The sequence below is a fragment of the Nitrosomonas mobilis genome, from assembly GCF_900103035.1.
Taxonomy (GTDB): Bacteria; Pseudomonadota; Gammaproteobacteria; order Burkholderiales; family Nitrosomonadaceae; genus Nitrosomonas; species Nitrosomonas mobilis.
This window is the reverse complement of record NZ_FMWO01000094.1, coordinates 14,852-33,280: the sequence shown is the minus strand read 5'-3', so window position 1 is coordinate 33,280 and position 18,429 is coordinate 14,852. Positions and strand designations below refer to the sequence as shown.

Below are 18,429 nucleotides of genomic sequence, written 5' to 3'. Positions count from 1 at the left end.
CAATGGCGATGAATAAAATTCAGTTTCAGGCAGGCCTGTCACTGCATGAATTTCTGCATCAATATGGCACGGAAGCACAATGTGAAGCAGCATTGTTTGCTGCGAGGTGGCCACATGGCTGGAGATGCCTGCGCTGCGATGGGGAGCGATATTCCTGTACCCATAACGGCCGCAAGCTATGGGAATGCCTGGATTGTGGCTACCAATGTTCTTCAATTGTCGGCACCGTGTTTGAAAATACTAAATTACCGCTAAGAACCTGGTTTCTGGCCATTTACTTGATGACGCAAAGCAAGAATGCGGTCAGTGCATTGGAACTCAAACGTCAGCTGGGGGTAAGTTACAAAACGGCATGGTCGATCAAGCATAAGCTGTTACAGACCATGCTGCTGCGCGAAGAGCAACGCCGTCTGGATGGACGCGTGGAGGTTGACGATGCTTATCTGGGAGGTGAAAGGCCGGGAAAGCGCGGGCGGGGCGCGGCAAGTAAGACGCCATTTGTAGCGGCAATACAAACAAACAGCGAGGGGAAGCCACTTTATATACGCTTGACTCCCGTAGCGGGTTTTACATATGAAGCGCTCAAACAGTGGTCGGCTGAATGTCTGTCATCTACTGCACGAGTCGTATCTGATGGTTTGGGGTGTTTCGGGGCGGTTACGCATACAGCCGCGCAGCATGAGCGCCATATTGTGGGAAGTGGCAAATCTGCTGTGCAGCGTGCCGAGTTTCGCTGGGTCAATACGCTTCTTGGCAATCTCAAGACTGCCTTCAGCGGAACCTACCATGCATTCAATCACGCCAAGTATGCACAGCGCTATCTTGCAGAATTCTCCTATCGCTTCAATCGCCGTTTTGATTTGGCTGCCATGGTGCCGCGATTGCTGCGCGCCGCCGCAACGACAGAACCTCTTCCGATCGGTATATTGAGAATTTCTGAGATAGGTAACTAATCAGGAAAGAGATTTGACTAAACCCTCAAATCAGGAGTAAAAAACAACCCCCGCGTCGCTACGCTCCGACTGTCCAGTTTGCCGTGGACTGAGTGTCCAGTTTCCGTGGAATACGCAGATGAATTGTTTGTCCAGCGCGCATTGAGGTATAGAGTTGTGCACGATGAAATTAACGGAACACAAAGTATGAATGGAATTGATTGAACGCATGAGTCGTAATCAGCGAGACAAACAGCAATCATAATGAAGTAAGTAATTTCAACAAATAGTCTTGACCGGCAATTTGATGTTGTTCCCCAAATTAAGTTTAGACAGCTGGTATCACTTAAGGGCGCCTCTAAAAACCCAAGTTCAAGAATTTGACAAAAAGAGGGTAGGGGTGCTGTTTTTTGTTTGTCTCTGATGCAATAGGCTGGGCGCAAGCACTTTGATCGGGTGTCGTGCCTGATGTCAGGACCATGTGGGTATTTCGGAAGGAATTGGAGGAAAAACGCCTGATGGAGCGTTTGTTTGCCCGGTTTGATGAATGCCTACGGGAACTGGATGTGGAACTGCGGGTCAGGTCAGATTATCGATGCAACCTTTGTAGCGGTACCCAGACAACGCAATACGAGGTAAGAAAACAGCTGATCACTGCATCAGAGATAATTTCAGCATAAGTCCATGACAGCCGAATTCCGGAAGACGTGCTGCAATCCCCTGCAACGGGTGCAGCGGATATTTACACGGACTCGGCCTATCGCAGTCATGCGCAGGAAGAGGATCTGGTCGTAACCGGGCACAAAAGCCACATTCATTAAATGGGTGTGCGTAATTATTGCTCACAGCAGCACAGCAACAAGAAAAAATCACAGGTGCGCGGGTTGAGCATGTATTATTTGGCTCGATGGTAGATAAAATGGGTGAAATCACTATTCGCACCATCGGCTGCGCAAGCGCAAAAATATAAATAGGCTTGTTCAACCTTGTTTATATCATCAGGTGTGTCGTGACACGCATCCGCAAAAAACACTTCAGCTTCAACAGAATTATTGCGCCCGGAATTTCCTGAGATAGCTAAAAAATAGCACTTAGATAGCACCTCAGGCAGTCAAAAATCTACAAATCTAGAACCAAAACTGTAAAAAACTTATGAAATATTTTCCTGCATCAGGTTCATTCATTTTTTTGGGTATTTTTAGAGGTGCCCTATAGTTTATCGCGGCCATGGCGAACGTTAAAATCGATCACTGGTCCTAAAGGCACCACGCCACTTGGATTGATGCTGGTATGGCTAACATAATAATGATTTTTTATATGAACCATATTAATCGTCTCAGCAACGCCAGGCTGTTGGTAAAGATCGCGTGTGTACGCCCAAAGGTTCGGGTAATCAATCAGGCGTTTCATATTACATTTGAAATGTCCCACATATACCGGATCAAAACGAATCAGTGTGGTGAATAAACGCCAGTCTGCTTCGGTGATCTGATTGCCGGTTAAGTAACGCTGTGCCGTCAGTTTGTGTTCTAGCCAATCCAATGATTCGAATAACGGGATCACCGCTTCTTCATAAGCTTCCTGTGTGGTAGCAAAACCTGCTTTATAAACGCCATTGTTTACCGTGTCATAGATACGTGTATTAACCATCTCAATTTCGTTGCGCAATTTCTCTGGATAATAATCACCATCAGCAGCACCTAAGTCATCAAAGGCACTATTGAACATGCGTATAATTTCCGAAGATTCATTGGAAACAATCGTACTGGTTTTTTTATCCCAAAGGATGGGGACAGTGACACGTCCTGAGTAATTCTTATTTGCTTTTAGATATATATCGCGCAAATAGGGTGCGTTAAAAATCGGATCGGCAATGACACCTTCATCATTGTTAAAGGTCCAGCCTTCTTCTGCCATATGCCAATGCACGACGGACAGGGATATTATTTTTTCCAGTCCTTTAATCTTACGAAAAATTAGTGTGCGATTTGCCCAGGGGCAAGCATAAGAAACATACAAATGATATCTCCTCGCTTCCGCCTGGAAGCCTGCGCGCCCACTCGGCCCGGCAGAACCATCTGCTGTGATCCAGTTGCGAAACTGGGCCGCCGAACGAATAAAACGTCCCTGGGTTTCTTCAGTTGGATACCAAGTATTCTGCCATTGCCCATCAATTAATATACCCATCTCGATTACCTAAAATTTGTTTTGTTTGAAATCTTCAAATGACTGTAATATTCCAGTCTTAGTATTCATGACAAACGGGCCATCAAGTGTAACGGATTCCACCGCTACTAGGCCAACTAGTAGATTTTTCTCCAAGACCAGAAAACGCAACGCCTGATAGTAGTGCCGTATCGTGACTCCAGGCTGCAAGATCATGGTTATTGAATTGATTGAAGTGCGTATGACTACGGACCCTTGCCACACCACATGCATTAATTCAACCGGCGCTCGCAAGAAATTAGCAATTTTTTAGGAAGGTTTGTCGATATTTAATTGTTGTCTAAGATCGTCTTTCTGCATGGGAATGCCAGAAAGGCGGTTAGAAGGACGGTTATTTGTGTGGCACACATTCTTGCTGCAACACAACCGATTGTTTGCAGCGCACTATTTGATAGAGCAATACCGTCTGGCTCTAATGCAAGTGCTTTAGCAAAATAGATGGGCGGACGCAGGCCTCTCGTTATGATTAATGTAACGCGACCGCTTGCGCCTTGCCCATCCAAAAAATGCCTAGCCCGTGCAGCATAGAAATGCTCGCATACATAAAACGCTAGCCTAATACTGATTAATATTTGACTGCTCCTTTGACATTCATTTTCTCCCTTTCTACAGCTTTATAATCAGTGAGAAAACCAAGTACGATAACAACTAGACCAACACCAATATAAAAATTTCTTGCTATTTCTTCATCTGCAAATCCAAAGATAAAAGGCAAGGCAATCAACGAAGGGCCAACCAAGCGTTCAATCCAACCGTGAATGGTAAAAGGAATTAGCTTAAACATCCCAAATGGGAAATCAGACGCCAGCGTAACGACCAGATGAACACCAGCGATGACATATGCCAGCATAGTAGGAAGCTGACTTAACCCTAATACTGTAGGCGCAAGTAAAAAAATAGCGACTGTCAAAAAATCAAAATAACCGTGTGTGCGAGGTGAAATTACTTTCATGTGAATTCTCCAATTTTAATTTATTGTGTTTGCTCGATAGCTCTTAAGAGTGGGTAGGTGTTTAGTTAAATTTACGGCACTTTTACTTCTCCTAAATCTGCATCATTCAATCCAACTGCTTTAAGTCCGTTTGCTGGAATCTGAATGGCGGCATAGTAAAAATCTTCATTGCCTGTATTCCACCAAGCGCGTTTCGCATTGAGATTAATTTTTACTTTTCTCCCTTATGTAACAGTAAAGCGATCCGCATCAATCACCATTTCTCCTAAGAGCAATATTTTCACTGCAATTACTGTAGTGATCGATACAGTATAATTAATGGGCTCTTATGTCAAGACTTTTTGTAGTGATCGTTTTAATATAATAAAATACGAATTCTTTTTAAGAAATAGCTCAGGATGACCAGAACAAAAAATTTTGATGAAACTGAAGCACTGGAATCGGCGATGCTGCTTTTCTGGAAGAAGGGCTATTCCGCCACATCTATGAAAGAGCTTGAGCAAGTTATGGGGCTTAAAATAACAAGTATCTATAACGCATTTGGAAACAAGCGTGCCTTGTTTGAAAAGGCACTTAACTACTATCTACAACATATCCTAATTAAATTCATAGAAGCGTTAGATAACGCAGATTCACCAGAAAATGCGCTAAATGCTGTATTGATGGAGGTGATTTATTTGCATTTTAATCACTCATATCCCGGTGGCTGTTTAGTTGTATTTTCTATATTAGAAAATGAACAACATGACGAAAGCTCAAGACATATCTTGAGCTCAGCATTAAGTTCATTACATAACGCTATTATTAAAAGACTTCAGAGTGACCAAGAAAAAGGAGAAATAGCGCCTGAAGTTGACTGCCGCGCAATTGCAAATCATGTTGCAGCATTGATAACCGGTATGATAACGATGGCGAAGGCAGGTTTCCCACAAAAAGAATTAGAAAAACTTATTAATAATGCAGTCAAAATATTGCTTAAGGCGTAAGCATAGTACCAATCTTGGGTACTTTTTCGTTAGCTTCCTTCACATACGCATAAAGAATTGGTTTCGAGATATTAAACAACGATATCTGAGGTATCGTTTGTTGTTCTATGTTGCTTCTCGTCGGCCAGGTTAACCCAATAACATACAGCCACCCAGCCTTGCAAGTGCAGCTATCTATTGAAGATTAAGATATTCGACGGAACGAATGTTATTCAAGCCCAATGTGTTTAAGCAAACAGACAAGTGAGTAACGCTTGTTCAAACTATAGTGGCGGGATTGTATCGCACCTTTTTCGTGCCATTTTCTGGGCTTTAACGTTCAGGCCACCGCTTGATTAAATGGCTAAACACCAGATTTGACAATAACTCTTAACGTGCCGATATAGAGTAATTGATGCTATTCACACCTGTACGAATGACCAATCACCTGATTGCAGGTTTGCCATCCACAGAACGCAACGAGTTTCTGGCGCGCTGTGAAACAGTAGCGCTGGTATTTGGTGATAGCCTGTGTGAGCCTGGTCAGCCCTTTCAATACGTGTATTTTCCACTAACCGGCTTTATCTCGCTGATGATAAAAATAGACGGTCATCAACCGTTAGAAGTTGGGCGGATTGGTGAGACGCTGGCGCTAGGTGTCAATGCTGCGCCCCTGCATGCGGTGGTGCAAGGTGCGGGTACTGCCTTGCGCATGACCGTGCGCATACCGACCATTTTCACCTCACCCATGAATACCTGGCCAACATGCTTGGAGTGCGTAGAAGTAGCATCACTATTGCAGCGGAGGTATTGCAAAAGAAAAAGCTCATCAGCTATAACCGGGGAGACATCAGCATTCTTGACCGGGAGGGTCTGGAGGCGGCATCCTGCGAGTGTTACGATGCCATAAAGGGGTATTACGCCAAGCTGTTATGTCACTTGAGTGATCAATCTGACAGTATTTCTGGAAGATGACTGTATAGTTGTTCCTAGGCTTATCCGTTATGGAACGCGCTCACGCACCGTTCGCCGTGTTGTTCTGGGCAGCCGACTTGATCACAAGCCGAACACTCAGTATATCTTGCCCAATTCCAGTGGCAACGCGGGCAGTCGCGTTCAGCTAATTGGTACGAATCGAGTCAGTTAACGGACTTACGGGCGTAGCCGCAGATCTCGTAAAATTCGTTCGGGGTAATTTGTTTCGCTGCTCGATCACTTTGTCGATAGCGTTTCTGAATGGCTTGTAAATAGGCGCGTCGTTCGTATTTTCCCAGAGGATAATCCGAGATTGTTCAGTTACACTCATGAGGCAACGACTCGATTTTACTGAGCCCTTAGGTTACTTTTAATTTGAGGCAATTCGCTCAATGGAATGTTGACTTTTAGGTTCAAGTATGTAGAATAAAATTGTAGTTTTGTGATGTTGATTGAGAAATTGGCCTTACTGATGAAGGGTGTTCAGTTCGTCTTAATAGACGATTACATCGCAAAACAAGAAAAACTAGGGTTCCGGCCTATTTACTTAAGGTGTCTGGTCCGAGAGTTTTTGGTCTCGTTATAACGAGGCTCCACGGAGGGATAAAAGCCCGGGAGATTGGAATGTAGAATGTGAATTTTACATTTATTCTCGTGTTTTTCCGTCGAGCAAAGGATGCTTCGTTATGCCTATCCCACCGCAACAAAATACTTCTGGTTCTGATATCGATGCAATTGTGCCCGACATACTTCATCGTAGTATGGGTATTTGGCATAGTTTCACCCTGGGTTTTGCTGTTGTTTCACCAGTAGTAGGGCTTTATGCCATCATTGGTGTACAAACGCATGTAACAGGTGGTGGCTGGTTTGCTGCATTGGTCGTTTGTTTGGCTATGCAGTTACTGGTAGCAACCGTTTACGCAGAACTGTCTTCACAATTTCCAATTGCCGGGGGTGCCTATAAATGGGCGCGTCAGCTTGGCGGAGTTATTGCTGGTCAGTACGCAGGCGTAATTTACGTAAGCTCAACCATTGCGATGCTGACCACGACTGCTTATACCGGCGGCATTTGGCTCGGTACCTTTTGGGGGTCAATGGATTGGGGCGGTACCATGATGGCATTCTGGGGCGCAATATTTTTGCTACTTTGCATGCTCCTTAATCTCGCCCATGTGAGCATCTTTAAAGCGATAATTGCACTGGGCGTTTACGCAGAGATCATTGGTTCGTTTGGCATTGCGTTGCTGTTGTTTTTTTTCTTTCGTCAGCATTCTTTCTCCGAATTGTTTCAGCATTTGGGTACAGGAACTGCACCCACTGAGATGGCTGCCTTTCTGGCCGCGCTCGCCATTGCAGGGTGGGCTTTTATCGGCTTCGATGCCTGTTCCACCACGGCTGAGGAGACGCATCAACCGAAACGCATGGTTCCGCGTGCAATTTTCCTTTCCTTAAGTGCGGTGGGGGCTGTGGTACTGTTCAATTCCGCTTCACTGATATTAGCCTTCGACCACGCCACACTGGCGGAGGCCAGCCAAACATCCGACCCAGTTACGCCTCTTATTGCGAGCAGCTTCGGTACCTGGATCGAAAAACCCTTTGCAGCAATTGTTTTGGTTGCTTTTCTTGCCTGCGGGGCATCCGTCGTCAAATACACTTCACGCATCGTATATTCCATGGCGCGTGAAGGTAATATGCCGTCTGTATTAAGTAATGTAACCGCTGGCAAAACGCCACGTAATGCCATACTTTTTACAGTAACCATGGCGGGGCTTGGCTTACTGTTAGGATTAAATGATGGTGCTGTAGCGACGGTGATCGCTTTTGGTACCGGTGGCTTATATGCCATGTTTGCGATGACAACTGGTGTTGGTTTGTTTGCTCGGCTCACCGGACGCTGGAACCCTGCGCTGGGCGAGATGAAATTGGGTGTCTGGGGCTTGGTAATCAATATAGTGGCTTTTATCTGGTCGCTATTTGAATTGGTAAATATTGCTTGGCCGCGTGCTTATGCTGTCTCAGACGATGCGCCCTGGTGGCAACTATGGGCGATTCCTCTTGTACTAGGTAGCATCTTGGGGATGACCACTGTATATATTCTGGCGAATAAAATTCGCAAAAATTGAAATTAGTTTTTTCTAAACAGGAGCCAATGATGAATCAAGAGAATACGTTGCTATGGGAAGCGCAAATTCCGGGTGGCTGTCACTGGTCTGGTATCGTACGCCGAGGGGTGACGTTGCGTCTGCTGGATATAGATGGAGGTGCTAATGCTTCGGTGCTTTTCTTTAATCAGGAAGAAAAATTGGAGCGTTACAACATGGCAGACACGCTGAAGACGCAGCATACGTTTCGACTCACTAAAGGCCATGCCTGTCATTCTGATATGGGGCGTATTTTTTGTTGTATTACAGCAGATACCGCGGGATGGAATGACACGGTGTGTGGCCTGAGTGATGCCGAGTTGATCCGCCAAAAATATGGAGTAGCGCGATATCAGGAATACCGTAATCAAATGTTCCGTAGTGGACTGGATGGCATGCTGATCGAATTGGGTAAGTGGGGGTTGGGTAGGCGAGACATTGTGTCCAACATCAATTTTTTTAGCAAAGTAACCGCTGATGAATCGGGTGAACTGATGTTTCACGAGAATAACAGCAAGGCAAACGATTATGTCGATCTGAGTTTTGAAATGGATACGCTGGTGGTGCTATCTGCCGCACCGCATCCGCTGGATCCGGCAAAGAGCTATCAACCAGGCGCAATCAGTTTGGCTATGTTTGCCACGCCAGCTGATGTAAAAGAAGAATGCGCGCATATCGCAGAAAATGCACGTGGCTTGGAAAATACCAAGCGTTTTTATAGCTGCAGTGGAGGCATGGCATGAACAGGCAAAATTTGACTGAAAGCAGATATGAGCCCAATCTCGCCGTGGTGGATGAAATTTGTGGGGCGGGAGAGGCATGGGTCAAGAAGGTGAACAAGGGGCAAACATTTCGTATTGTTGATTTGGAAGGTAATCAGGCGGTCGATACGTTATTTTTTAATACCAATCACGCGCTGGAACGCTATAGCGCAACCGATACGATATGCCGCCAAAACAGGTTGTATCTGACTACTGGCAGCAAGCTTTATTCCAATTTTGGCAACGTTATGCTCACCATCACTGCAGATACCTGTGGACGACATGATACGCTGGGCGGTGCCTGTGCCGCGGAAAGTAACACAGTACGTTATGCATTGGATAAGTACCCGATGCATAGTTGCCGAGACAGTTTTTTGCATGCGCTGGCGCATGATCCGCTTTGCGAAACGCTCGGCATGAGCAAACGTGACTTACCCAGCAATATCAACTTTTTTATGAATGTGCCAGTCACTGAAGCAGGTGCACTTGAGTTCGTTGATGGTATCTCTGCTCCGGGTAAGTATGTCGAAATGCAGGCTGAAATGGATGTGATGGTGTTAATCTCGAACTGCCCACAATTAAACAATCCCTGCAATGGCTACAATCCGACGCCGATCCGCTTGCTGATCTGGGATTGACCCGGCCAGCTAAAAGTGCAATGCACCAGCGCTATCTGAAAGGAAAAAAAGGGGGCAAGTATGTTTGAAAAAGTCTTGATAGCCAATCGTGGCGCGATTGCCTGTCGCATTATCCGCACATTACGTCGTATTGGAGTAAAGAGTGTCGCGGTTTACACCGATGCAGATGCGTTGTCGCGCCATGTAATTGAAGCGGATGAAGCCTATTGCATTGGCAGTGGCGTTGCCGCTGAGAGTTATCTGCGTATGGATAAGATCTTTGAGATTGCTCGGCAGGCCGGCGTACAGGCAATTCATCCTGGTTATGGGTTTCTGAGTGAAAATACGGAGTTTGTTGATCAATGCGCAGATCGTGGGATTTGTTTCATTGGCCCGACTTCTCAGCAAATACGTGCCTTTGGTTTAAAACATACAGCACGCGAGCTGGCGTTGCAGAGTCAAGTGCCATTGTTACCAGGAACGGGTTTACTGGATAACGTAGAAGAAGCGTGCCATGAGGCCGGTCACATTGGTTATCCGGTGATGCTGAAAAGCACTGCGGGCGGTGGCGGCATTGGGATGCGCTTGTGTTGGAATGCAGATGAACTAAATGATGCCTACGAATCAGTAAAACATCTGGCGCAAAACAACTTTAAAAATGCGGGCTTGTATCTGGAGAAATTTGTCGAAAATGGCCGGCATATTGAAGTACAAATCTTTGGTGATGGTAAAGGCGGCGTGATTGCGCTGGGTGAACGTGATTGTTCAATGCAACGCCGCAACCAGAAGGTAATAGAAGAGACACCCGCACCCAATCTGACGCCACATTTGCGTCAAGCACTGCTAGATGTTGCTGTGCGTTTAGGCAAGACAATTAATTATCAATCCGCGGGCACGGTGGAATATATTTATGATGTAGCCAACGGCGAATTTTATTTCCTTGAAGTGAATACCCGGCTTCAGGTAGAACACGGGGTGACTGAAGAAGTAACAGGTATTGATCTGGTGGAGTGGATGGTATTGCAAGCCGCTGGAGATTTGCCGCCTCTGGATTCATTTGAAATAAAACCGGCCGGTGCTGCTATTCAGGTGCGCGTGTATGCTGAGAATCCAGCCAGAGATTTTCAACCTTCCAGCGGTACACTTACTGGCGTGGCATTTCCTTCTTCCGCACGCGTCGAAACCTGGGTGGAACGCGGTGTCGAAGTCTCCCCGTTTTATGACCCGATGTTAGCAAAAATTATTGTGTATGCGCCAACGCGTGCGCAGGCTATCGACAGTCTGTTGGGCGCATTGGATGCTACGGAATTGCATGGCATTGAAACCAATCTCGATTATCTTGGGCAGATTTTACATAGCACGGCGTTTGCTAAGGGGACGCACACCACAAGTTTCTTGAATGGATTTCATTACATTGCGCATACGGTTGACGTCTTGAGTCCTGGTGTGCAGACAACAATACAGGATTATCCGGGGCGAGTGGGTTACTGGTCGGTCGGAGTGCCACCCTCCGGGCCTATGGACACATACGCCTTTCGTCTGGCAAATCGTCTGGTAGACAACACTGCAGATAAGGCGGGACTTGAAATTACTTTATCTGGACCGACGCTGCGCTTTAACTGCGATAGCAGCATCGCGATAACAGGCGCGCCGATTGAGGTGCGTCTGGATGGTGAGCCATTAGCGCTATGGCAGTCTCACGCTGTTAAAGCAGGCGCATTACTCCAGATTGGGAAAATTAGCAGTCATGGTTGCCGTGCCTATCTGGCCGTACAGGGTGGCTTTCAGGTGGCAGAATATTTAGGCAGCAAATCTACTTTTACACTGGGTCAATTCGGGGGTCATGCCGGACGAACCCTGCGGACTGGTGATGCCCTGCGTATTATTGCAAGCCAAGACAATAGCCATCTTACACTGCCACAATCGCTGATTCCGCGCTACAACAACAGCTGGGAAATTGGCGTACTGTATGGTCCACATGGAGCGCCGGATTTTTTCACAACTGAAGATATCCAGAATTTTTTTGCTACAGAATGGAAGGTGCATCACAATTCCAGTCGCACCGGTGTACGTTTGCTAGGGCCAAAGCCGCAATGGGCGCGTGAAGATGGAGGTGAAGCTGGATTGCACCCATCCAATATTCATGACAATGCCTACGCTATAGGTGCGGTGGACTTTACTGGGGATATGCCGGTCATTTTGGGACCAGATGGCCCTAGTCTAGGTGGTTTCGTCTGTCCAGTTACCATTGTCTATGCCGAATTATGGAAGATGGGGCAACTGAAGCCAGGTGACAATATCCGTTTTCGTTTAATGACCACGGAACAGGCGCTTGAGCTGGAAAAATCTCAAAATGAATTGATCACTCGTCTGGATCCCGCTGCAGCGAATAATACGCTGAAATTAGTTGAGGTGACGGAAGAGACATTGGGCAGCCCTATTCTGCACACCATTCCAGAAAATGTAAAACAGGTACAAGTGGTCTATCGTCAGTCGGGCGACAAATATCTGCTGATAGAGTACGGGCCGCCGGTTCTTGATCTGAATTTGCGTTTTCGTGCGCATGCGCTGATGGAATGGATTCAGAAAGCGCTTGATTCAGGTCAGCTTGGCGGAGTAATTGATTTAACGCCTGGCATTCGTTCCTTACAGATTCATTTTGACTCGCTTGTATTATCCCGCGATACGTTACTGGATTTCCTGATTACTGCAGAAACAAAATTGCCGGCGATTGAGGACATGGAAGTACCAACCCGCATCGTACATCTGCCCTTGTCATGGGACGATGCGGCAACGCGACTGGCAATTGAGAAATATATGCAATCCGTATACAGGGATGCGCCGTGGTGTCCAGACAATATTGAATTTATACGTCGCATCAACGGCCTGGAAAGTACCGAAGCGGTGCGGCGCATGGTGTTCGGGGCAAGTTATTTGGTGATGGGGCTAGGCGATGTCTATCTGGGTGCACCGGTGGCCACGCCGATAGATCCTCGTAATCGCCTGGTTACCACCAAATACAATCCAGCGCGGACCTGGACACCAGAAAATGCAGTAGGCATCGGCGGCGCCTATCTGTGTGTGTATGGCATGGAGGGGCCCGGCGGCTACCAGTTTGTTGGACGTACGGTACAAATGTGGAACCGATATCGCCAGACAGCTGATTTCAAAGATGGCAAACCATGGTTGTTGCGTTTTTTTGATCAGATCCGTTTCTATCCAGTGAATGAAAGCGAACTTCTCTTGCTACGAAAGGATTTCATTACCGGTCGGTTTAAACTGCGTGTGGAGGAAACTACTTTTAGTCTAAAACAGTACAATCAATTTTTACGTGAGAACAGCGCGTCTATCAAGGAATTTAAAGCCGGGCAGCAAGCTGCATTTGAGGCCGAGCGTGAACGCTGGAAGGTGCAGGGCCAAGCCGAGTATGTAAGTGAAGATAATATAGAAACGGCAGATGCCCAAAGTGAGCTGGATTTACCAAAAGGTGCCTCCGCGATTGGTTCGCATGTAACGGGTACAGTGTGGAAGATATTGGTTAAAGAAGGGCAGCGTGTCACAGCAGGCGACTCACTGGTAGTGATTGAATCCATGAAAATGGAATTTCCAGTGCATGCCACGGTGAGCGGCACGGTATGGCAGGTATCTTGCAAAGAATGTGGCTATGTATCCAATGGTCAGATGCTACTGGTAATTCAGGAAGACTGAGTATGAATAGCATATTATCTTTTAGCAGTACCGCGTCTTTGATGCAGCGTTATGCCAGCGGTGAACTAACGCCCAGCCAAGTAGTGTGGGCAGTGCATACGCCGGATTCAGAGTGACGATGATCATGTGTGGATTCTCAAATTACCGCTCGAAGCGTTATTGAGCTATACCTACAGGGTAGAAACTAAAAACACCGTCAACATTGTGATGCCAATGCGGTGCAATTATCTACGTTAATTTCGGTAAAAACGAGCGGCTGTCTCGAAGATTGTGGTTATTGTCCGCAAGCCGCACGCTATCATACTGGTGTTGAAATCAGGATATGCTATCACTGGATGAAATGGTTTCGGCTAGTGTAGTAGTACATTGAACGCCAACTATAGACAGGAGTAAATTAATGAATGACACACTCAAATCGATGTTTAATGGTAGTGACGCATTTGGCAAGCTGGTGTTGCGTTTGACACTAGGGGGTTTTATGCTTTTCCACGGCGCAGCAAAAATTTTTAATCCCGGTTCGCTTGAGTTTATCAAAGGCCAACTCGCAACTTTCGATCTTACGCCCTATTTAGCTTATGGCGTATTTTTGGGAGAAATTGTTGCGCCGTTGTTAATTATTTTAGGCATTTTTACACGATTTGGTGGGCTTTTGATCGTAGGTAATATGCTGTTCGCGCTTTTTTTAGTGCACCAGGATGAACTGCTAAGTCTGAATGCACAAGGTGCTTGGGCGCTAGAGCTACAAGGATTTTTCTTACTGTGCGGTTTGACAATTGTTCTTCTAGGAAGTGGAAAGTTCGCAATCAAGCCAGACTAAATTAAACGTCGATATCAGCCTCTTTTTATATACAGGAGACGTTATGTCTCCTGAAAACATTCAGGATAGGGCTCGCGGCGCAATGATGGGTGCATTTATCGGGGATGCGTTAGTCCTTGGCCCGTATTGATATTACAGTCTCGATGAGCTTCATCGTGATTACGGAAAATGGGTTGACGAATAACTGATCCATAGCCCGATCGGTATCATACCGGACGTAAAGCCGGTTAATTATCACAGGCTGGTTTTATTCTTACCTTGATATTCGTTCACTCAATGAATGTAATGGCTACAACAAGGCCGATTTTTGCCACCGCATGGATGATGAACTCTTTCCATTGCTTGATGGAACCCCGGTAAACGGGCCTGGCTGGTGTACCCGCCAGGCCATTCGTGAAGTTTGGCGGCGGAGCGTACAACAAAAATTATCTTGGGAGCAAACCGGCTGCCATGCAGATACCACTGAAGCCATCGAACGCACCCTTGCCATTATTTCTAGTACTTTGTACTGAATGCTACGGGCAGTTCGTAGCGGTGCAACTGCTGTTGCATGCTGAACAGCTTGCCGCGGCTATCTCCAAAAATACCTTGCTTACGCAATCTGATGAAAAACTAGGCTTTGATCAACAAATGATTTCTAATAAATACACTTTATATTTTTTGTTGAAGTCAAAGAATGAGATTATTGCTGAGTTTGTGAATGGTGGGTTACAGTCAATGCTGAGTAATGTTCGGTTAGGTGTGATTCCACTTCCTTTGCCTTCCTTGTAAGAACAGCAAGGCATTATCGCCAAAGTCTAAAAGTTACTAGCTCTTTGCGGCAAACTGGAAACCCAGATAACCTAAAACCAGGCCTACGCCGGGCAACTCATGCAGGCGGTATTAAAAGAGGCCTTTCTGCCTGGCAGGAAGGCAGCCGTAACAGCGAAATCAAACCTTCAGTAGAAAACCAGGGATCTTGACATAATGGTTACTTGTAAACTAATTTTTTTACATGGCTCGCCAACTTCGAATTGAATCTGCGAGTGTTTGAAACGAATTTTGTCACGTACTTGATCCAATAGTTTTCTAGCATTCACTTGTGTCGTATTTGTTTGCACGATTTGCCTGACCGATATAGTATTAACTCAATTTAACAACTATATAGATAGCTACTTTATGATTATAAGACTTTTTATCGTCATTGTCAGACAGAAAATGTCGTATATATTACGTTAGATTTCTATGAACCACGTACCAGACCCGCCAAACGAAAGATCGGCCGGCGATGTCGGGCATGCCTTTACCAAAGCGCTCGCCGCTTCGGTTCCCGTTGCGGGGGGCGCACTATCGGTACTCCTAGATAACGTGCTTACTGCTCCGATCGAGAAACGAAAGCAAGCATGGCTTCAGGACCTTGCGGGTACGATAAATGAGCTTGTAGATACGGTTGAGGAGATTACATCGGAGCGGTTATCGAACGACGAGGCATTTATCACTGCAGCCCTACAGGCAACACAAATCGCGCTGCGAAACCATCAAGAAGAAAAACTAGAAGCTCCCCGCAATGCCATTATCAATAGCGCGTTGAGAAACGAACCCGATGAGGATCTTCAGCTCCAATTCATTCGCCTAATTGATAGGCTGACTCCATGGCATCTGCGACTCCTCGCTCTGCTCGATAATCCCAGGGAGTATATGCAAGCGAATGAAATCGTTAACCCCGGATGGGGAATGGGAGGACCAATTGCGGTAATCGAACATTGCTTTCCTGAGCTTAGAACGAGAACAGAGTTCTGCCAGCAACTTGTTAGAGAACTTCAGGTAGAAGGATTGATCGGTCAGGGGCAGTTCCTGAATGTAACAATGACAGGCGATGGAATGATGCAGAACCGCACAGTCGAGGCGGGTCGTCGCTTTCTCGCTTTCATCACGAATCCGTAAAGTGCGTGCAAGCGAAATCTAACAATCGGTTGGAGTCGGACGCGTTACAGCGGGCTTGCCGTAGGCGAAAATGCGAAGCTGCTGGAGGCAAGCCCGCTGTAACGCGCCGCTCAACCGAGCGTTAGGTGACCCTCGTAGAAAAAGTGACCAGCTTAATTCAGGGGGTCAATTTTTAATTGCCGTTAGGGGGCATTTTTACATTGCCGGTGACACCAGTATGCAGAGTTACTTCGCGACATCCCCATCAACACAGACTGGCCTGCGGCGGGATTTGCCCGCCTTCAGCCTGCCACTTATGTCAGACGTTAGGCCTTTTTGGAAAATCACCGTGCAAACAAAATATTCAGACTCCGCAAGATGTACCCCGTTCTACTCCAAAGGAATCGCCATTCCTTTAAATGATGGCGCATGTGAGCATCTGGAAAGCATGTTGCTGCCCAATGTTTTCCTATGGTCAACAGATGATAAAGAAATCAATCTATCCCGCTTGCCTGGTTGGAATGTGATTTTCTGCTATCCTGTGACAGGCCGTCCAGGGTTTGCAGGTAAGGACAAGCCTGCTTGGAATTAGATACGAGTTCATGGCCATGACAGCTCCTCTTTGATGGGTTTGTTTGGGCCTGTATGGGTCTTTTCATAGAAAAACTGGGCTTGTCTTAACAATCTTTCTAATCAGGTGTACGGTTAAGATTTTGCTAAACAACAACTGGAGACAGAAATGCTCGAAACCATTGCGATAGTTCTGGTAATACTGTGGGTGCTGGGGTTAGTATCATCCACTTCCATAGGCGGATTCATTCACGTTCTCTTGGTTATTGCCCTCATTGTGATTCTAATCCGGGTAATTCAAGGTAGGAGATAATGCTGGTCTGGAAAATTGCTTCGCTTAACTGAGTAATTCAGAATTATGTTCGGTAGCGAACAGATAGATATGGTTTTTATCACTAGACTTCAAGCAGCAGTTAGATAGAAACGTGTTCAGAAGGAGTGGCCTGCTGAGCACAGCGAAAACCGATAGAGGAGAATTAACTATGAAATTACATTACCTGCTTGTATCCATGCTTGCCGCAACAGTATTGACGTTGGCCGCATGCGACCAGAAACAAACGGATGCCGAAAAAACCGTGAATAAGTCCATAGATAAAGCGACGGATAAAGTTGATGATGCGCTTGATCGCCGTCCTGGCGAAAAAGTTCGTGATGCCGCTGAAGATGCTGGTGATGCGATCGAAGATACGGCTAAAGAAATTAAGGAAGAAGCCAAGGACGCCACCAATTAGGATTGGAATCATCTGTGCCATTGCCTTAAAGGGCATCGCACTAGGATTCAAACCATGATTTATTGGGGGAGATGTCATGAGTACAAATGACATACAAACAGAAAGTTGTGGTCAAAATTGAATTGGCGCAGGTTAAATTGACTCAGTTACAAGCCGAGATAAGGTAAACGTTTTGCGCCACCATCTGTCTTAAAGCATCCGTTTTTCAGTATTGGAGCTGGGGTAAGGCCAGGTTTTAACCTGTTAACCTGGCAGGTAAATAAAGGAATTCGCTCCCGAATCACCGTAGGCGCCGCACATGAGGGCTTACAGTCATTCGGGCGCCACGCGAATGCACAAAGAGGGCATTTCTACTCCAAGGGAAAACGGACATTACTACTTCGATCTACGAAAAACCATTTATTGTTGCTTTAAATAGCTAAGCATGCCATCCGCACCACTGACCGTGAAAGGGTCATCCGGGCAATTATCACTGTGTCCCGGTTCGCTAAATAGTTTGACGATGACTTTGTCATCAACCAGCATGGAATAACGCCATGAGTGGTAACCGAATCCCAGATTTTCTTTTCTGACCAGCATGCCCATGCGCCGGGTAAAATCTGCATTGCCGTCAGGCAGCATTTTGACATGCTGAACATTCAGATGCTTACTCCATTGGTACATAACAAACGCATCATTGACACTTAAACAATGCACCTCATCTATGCCCTGGTCGATAATTTTCTGATAGCTTGCTTCAAACCCAGGTAGGTGTGTGCTTGAACAGGTTGGCGTAAATGCGCCTGGTAGTGCAAATAGCACGATCCTTTTCCCCTTGAAGATATCATTGGTGCTGACATCTTGCCAGCGAAAAGGGTCGCTACCACCAATACTTTCATCACGGATGCGGGTTCTAAATACAACGTCTGGGACAGTTAAAGTAGTCATTTTTACTCCAATTTAAAATCATGTATTGATATCCCCGCTTTGCACGCAACCAATTGCCAAATGTTTTCGCACTCAACCCGTGAGACCTGCAATAGGCAGCTTGCGACAAACCGCTTGTCTGCCAGCCACGGATATATTTTGTTGATCATCTTTTGCCGATCACCGATTATCCTTCAGTAAAGTAACAAAGAGGATGGTAATGTCG

General features: G+C 46.1%; 22 protein-coding genes, 1 pseudogene and 1 riboswitch. Of the genes and pseudogenes, 17 read left to right on the top strand and 6 right to left on the bottom strand.

All coding sequences use genetic code 11. The features are described from left to right. Nucleotides 1-2 precede the first annotated feature (2 nt). From NSMM_RS13585 to NSMM_RS16820, 3 genes are all read left to right on the top strand, one after another. Entirely contained in the window at nucleotides 3-953 is a 951-nt protein-coding gene (locus NSMM_RS13585; RefSeq protein WP_090284233.1) for an IS1595 family transposase, read from the top strand. A 458-nt stretch (nucleotides 954-1,411) separates the two neighbouring features. Beyond that, nucleotides 1,412-1,612, top strand: coding sequence for a hypothetical protein (locus NSMM_RS13580; protein WP_090288261.1), 201 nt, complete (start codon nucleotides 1,412-1,414; stop codon nucleotides 1,610-1,612). Nucleotides 1,613-1,770: 158 nt separating this feature from the next. Continuing rightward, nucleotides 1,771-1,902 carry a hypothetical protein gene (locus NSMM_RS16820; RefSeq protein ID WP_281200921.1) on the top strand — a complete coding sequence of 44 codons (132 nt, stop codon included), beginning with the start codon at nucleotides 1,771-1,773 and terminating at the stop codon, nucleotides 1,900-1,902. Between the two features lie 239 nt (nucleotides 1,903-2,141). Here NSMM_RS16820 and NSMM_RS13575 read toward each other — a convergent pair whose 3' ends face one another. The 4 genes from NSMM_RS13575 to NSMM_RS13560 are packed head-to-tail and all read right to left on the bottom strand — an operon-like array spanning nucleotide 2,142 to nucleotide 4,110. Beyond that, entirely contained in the window at nucleotides 2,142-3,119 is a 978-nt protein-coding gene (locus NSMM_RS13575) for a glutathione S-transferase family protein (RefSeq protein WP_090288260.1), read from the bottom strand. Between the two features lie 9 nt (nucleotides 3,120-3,128). Beyond that, nucleotides 3,129-3,371 carry a pirin-like C-terminal cupin domain-containing protein gene (locus tag NSMM_RS13570; RefSeq protein ID WP_090288258.1) on the bottom strand — a complete coding sequence of 81 codons (243 nt, stop codon included), beginning with the start codon at nucleotides 3,369-3,371 and terminating at the stop codon, nucleotides 3,129-3,131. 56 nt (nucleotides 3,372-3,427) lie between these two features. Then, on the bottom strand, nucleotides 3,428-3,718 hold the full coding sequence (locus tag NSMM_RS17225; protein WP_425412386.1) for a glutamate synthase-related protein: 291 nt from the start codon (nucleotides 3,716-3,718) through the stop codon (nucleotides 3,428-3,430). 5 nt (nucleotides 3,719-3,723) lie between these two features. Then, nucleotides 3,724-4,110, bottom strand: a complete 387-nt coding sequence (locus NSMM_RS13560; RefSeq protein ID WP_090288256.1) for an SPW repeat domain-containing protein — start codon at nucleotides 4,108-4,110, stop codon at nucleotides 3,724-3,726. 398 nt (nucleotides 4,111-4,508) lie between these two features. Here NSMM_RS13560 and NSMM_RS13555 point away from each other — a divergent pair, with 398 nt between their 5' ends. The 14 genes and pseudogenes from NSMM_RS13555 to NSMM_RS13505 all read left to right on the top strand — a co-directional run bounded on the left by NSMM_RS13555 (nucleotide 4,509) and on the right by NSMM_RS13505 (nucleotide 17,297). Beyond that, nucleotides 4,509-5,096, top strand: coding sequence for a TetR/AcrR family transcriptional regulator (locus NSMM_RS13555; protein ID WP_090288254.1), 588 nt, complete (start codon nucleotides 4,509-4,511; stop codon nucleotides 5,094-5,096). Nucleotides 5,097-5,840: 744 nt separating this feature from the next. Next, a complete protein-coding gene (locus NSMM_RS16650) occupies nucleotides 5,841-6,050 on the top strand; it encodes a helix-turn-helix domain-containing protein (RefSeq protein WP_245654814.1) in 210 nt (69 codons plus the stop codon). Nucleotides 6,051-6,565: 515 nt separating this feature from the next. Beyond that, nucleotides 6,566-6,670, top strand: a riboswitch (guanidine-I (ykkC/yxkD leader). A gap of 66 nt (nucleotides 6,671-6,736) precedes the next feature. Then, nucleotides 6,737-8,173 carry an APC family permease gene (locus NSMM_RS13545; protein ID WP_090288253.1) on the top strand — a complete coding sequence of 479 codons (1,437 nt, stop codon included), beginning with the start codon at nucleotides 6,737-6,739 and terminating at the stop codon, nucleotides 8,171-8,173. 29 nt (nucleotides 8,174-8,202) lie between these two features. Then, nucleotides 8,203-8,934, top strand: a complete 732-nt coding sequence (locus tag NSMM_RS13540) for an urea amidolyase associated protein UAAP1 (protein WP_090288251.1) — start codon at nucleotides 8,203-8,205, stop codon at nucleotides 8,932-8,934. Then, nucleotides 8,931-9,590, top strand: coding sequence for an urea amidolyase associated protein UAAP2 (locus NSMM_RS13535; protein ID WP_090288249.1), 660 nt, complete (start codon nucleotides 8,931-8,933; stop codon nucleotides 9,588-9,590). The genes NSMM_RS13540 and NSMM_RS13535 overlap by 4 nt, the downstream gene beginning before the upstream one ends. 60 nt (nucleotides 9,591-9,650) lie before the next feature. Further along, complete coding sequence (gene uca, locus NSMM_RS13530; protein ID WP_090288247.1) at nucleotides 9,651-13,277, top strand: urea carboxylase; 3,627 nt, start codon at nucleotides 9,651-9,653, stop codon at nucleotides 13,275-13,277. A 191-nt stretch (nucleotides 13,278-13,468) separates the two neighbouring features. Then, nucleotides 13,469-13,632, top strand: a pseudogene (locus tag NSMM_RS16645) (biotin synthase BioB); the annotation flags it as partial. Between the two features lie 42 nt (nucleotides 13,633-13,674). Next, entirely contained in the window at nucleotides 13,675-14,094 is a 420-nt protein-coding gene (locus NSMM_RS13525) for a DoxX family protein (protein WP_245654813.1), read from the top strand. A gap of 317 nt (nucleotides 14,095-14,411) precedes the next feature. Next, on the top strand, nucleotides 14,412-14,606 hold the full coding sequence (locus NSMM_RS15815) for a hypothetical protein (RefSeq protein ID WP_176753983.1): 195 nt from the start codon (nucleotides 14,412-14,414) through the stop codon (nucleotides 14,604-14,606). A gap of 22 nt (nucleotides 14,607-14,628) precedes the next feature. Continuing rightward, nucleotides 14,629-14,865: a hypothetical protein gene (locus NSMM_RS15810; protein ID WP_176753982.1), complete on the top strand. Its 237-nt coding sequence runs from the start codon at nucleotides 14,629-14,631 to the stop codon at nucleotides 14,863-14,865. A gap of 453 nt (nucleotides 14,866-15,318) precedes the next feature. Next, a complete protein-coding gene (locus NSMM_RS13515) occupies nucleotides 15,319-16,017 on the top strand; it encodes a hypothetical protein (RefSeq protein WP_090288245.1) in 699 nt (232 codons plus the stop codon). 328 nt (nucleotides 16,018-16,345) lie between these two features. After that, entirely contained in the window at nucleotides 16,346-16,588 is a 243-nt protein-coding gene (locus tag NSMM_RS15805) for a hypothetical protein (RefSeq protein WP_176753981.1), read from the top strand. A gap of 147 nt (nucleotides 16,589-16,735) precedes the next feature. Further along, on the top strand, nucleotides 16,736-16,879 hold the full coding sequence (locus NSMM_RS15350; RefSeq protein WP_143001956.1) for a lmo0937 family membrane protein: 144 nt from the start codon (nucleotides 16,736-16,738) through the stop codon (nucleotides 16,877-16,879). Between the two features lie 169 nt (nucleotides 16,880-17,048). Beyond that, complete coding sequence (locus NSMM_RS13505) at nucleotides 17,049-17,297, top strand: hypothetical protein (protein ID WP_090288243.1); 249 nt, start codon at nucleotides 17,049-17,051, stop codon at nucleotides 17,295-17,297. A gap of 399 nt (nucleotides 17,298-17,696) precedes the next feature. On the opposite strand, the gene NSMM_RS13500 is transcribed toward NSMM_RS13505, so the two are convergent. Together NSMM_RS13500 and tnpA are read right to left on the bottom strand one after the other, a co-directional pair. Beyond that, nucleotides 17,697-18,224 carry a peroxiredoxin gene (locus tag NSMM_RS13500; protein WP_090288241.1) on the bottom strand — a complete coding sequence of 176 codons (528 nt, stop codon included), beginning with the start codon at nucleotides 18,222-18,224 and terminating at the stop codon, nucleotides 17,697-17,699. Continuing rightward, nucleotides 18,190-18,357, bottom strand: coding sequence for an IS66 family insertion sequence element accessory protein TnpA (gene tnpA / locus NSMM_RS17220; protein ID WP_425412385.1), 168 nt, complete (start codon nucleotides 18,355-18,357; stop codon nucleotides 18,190-18,192). Before tnpA ends, NSMM_RS13500 begins: the two co-directional genes overlap by 35 nt. Nucleotides 18,358-18,429 lie beyond the last annotated feature (72 nt).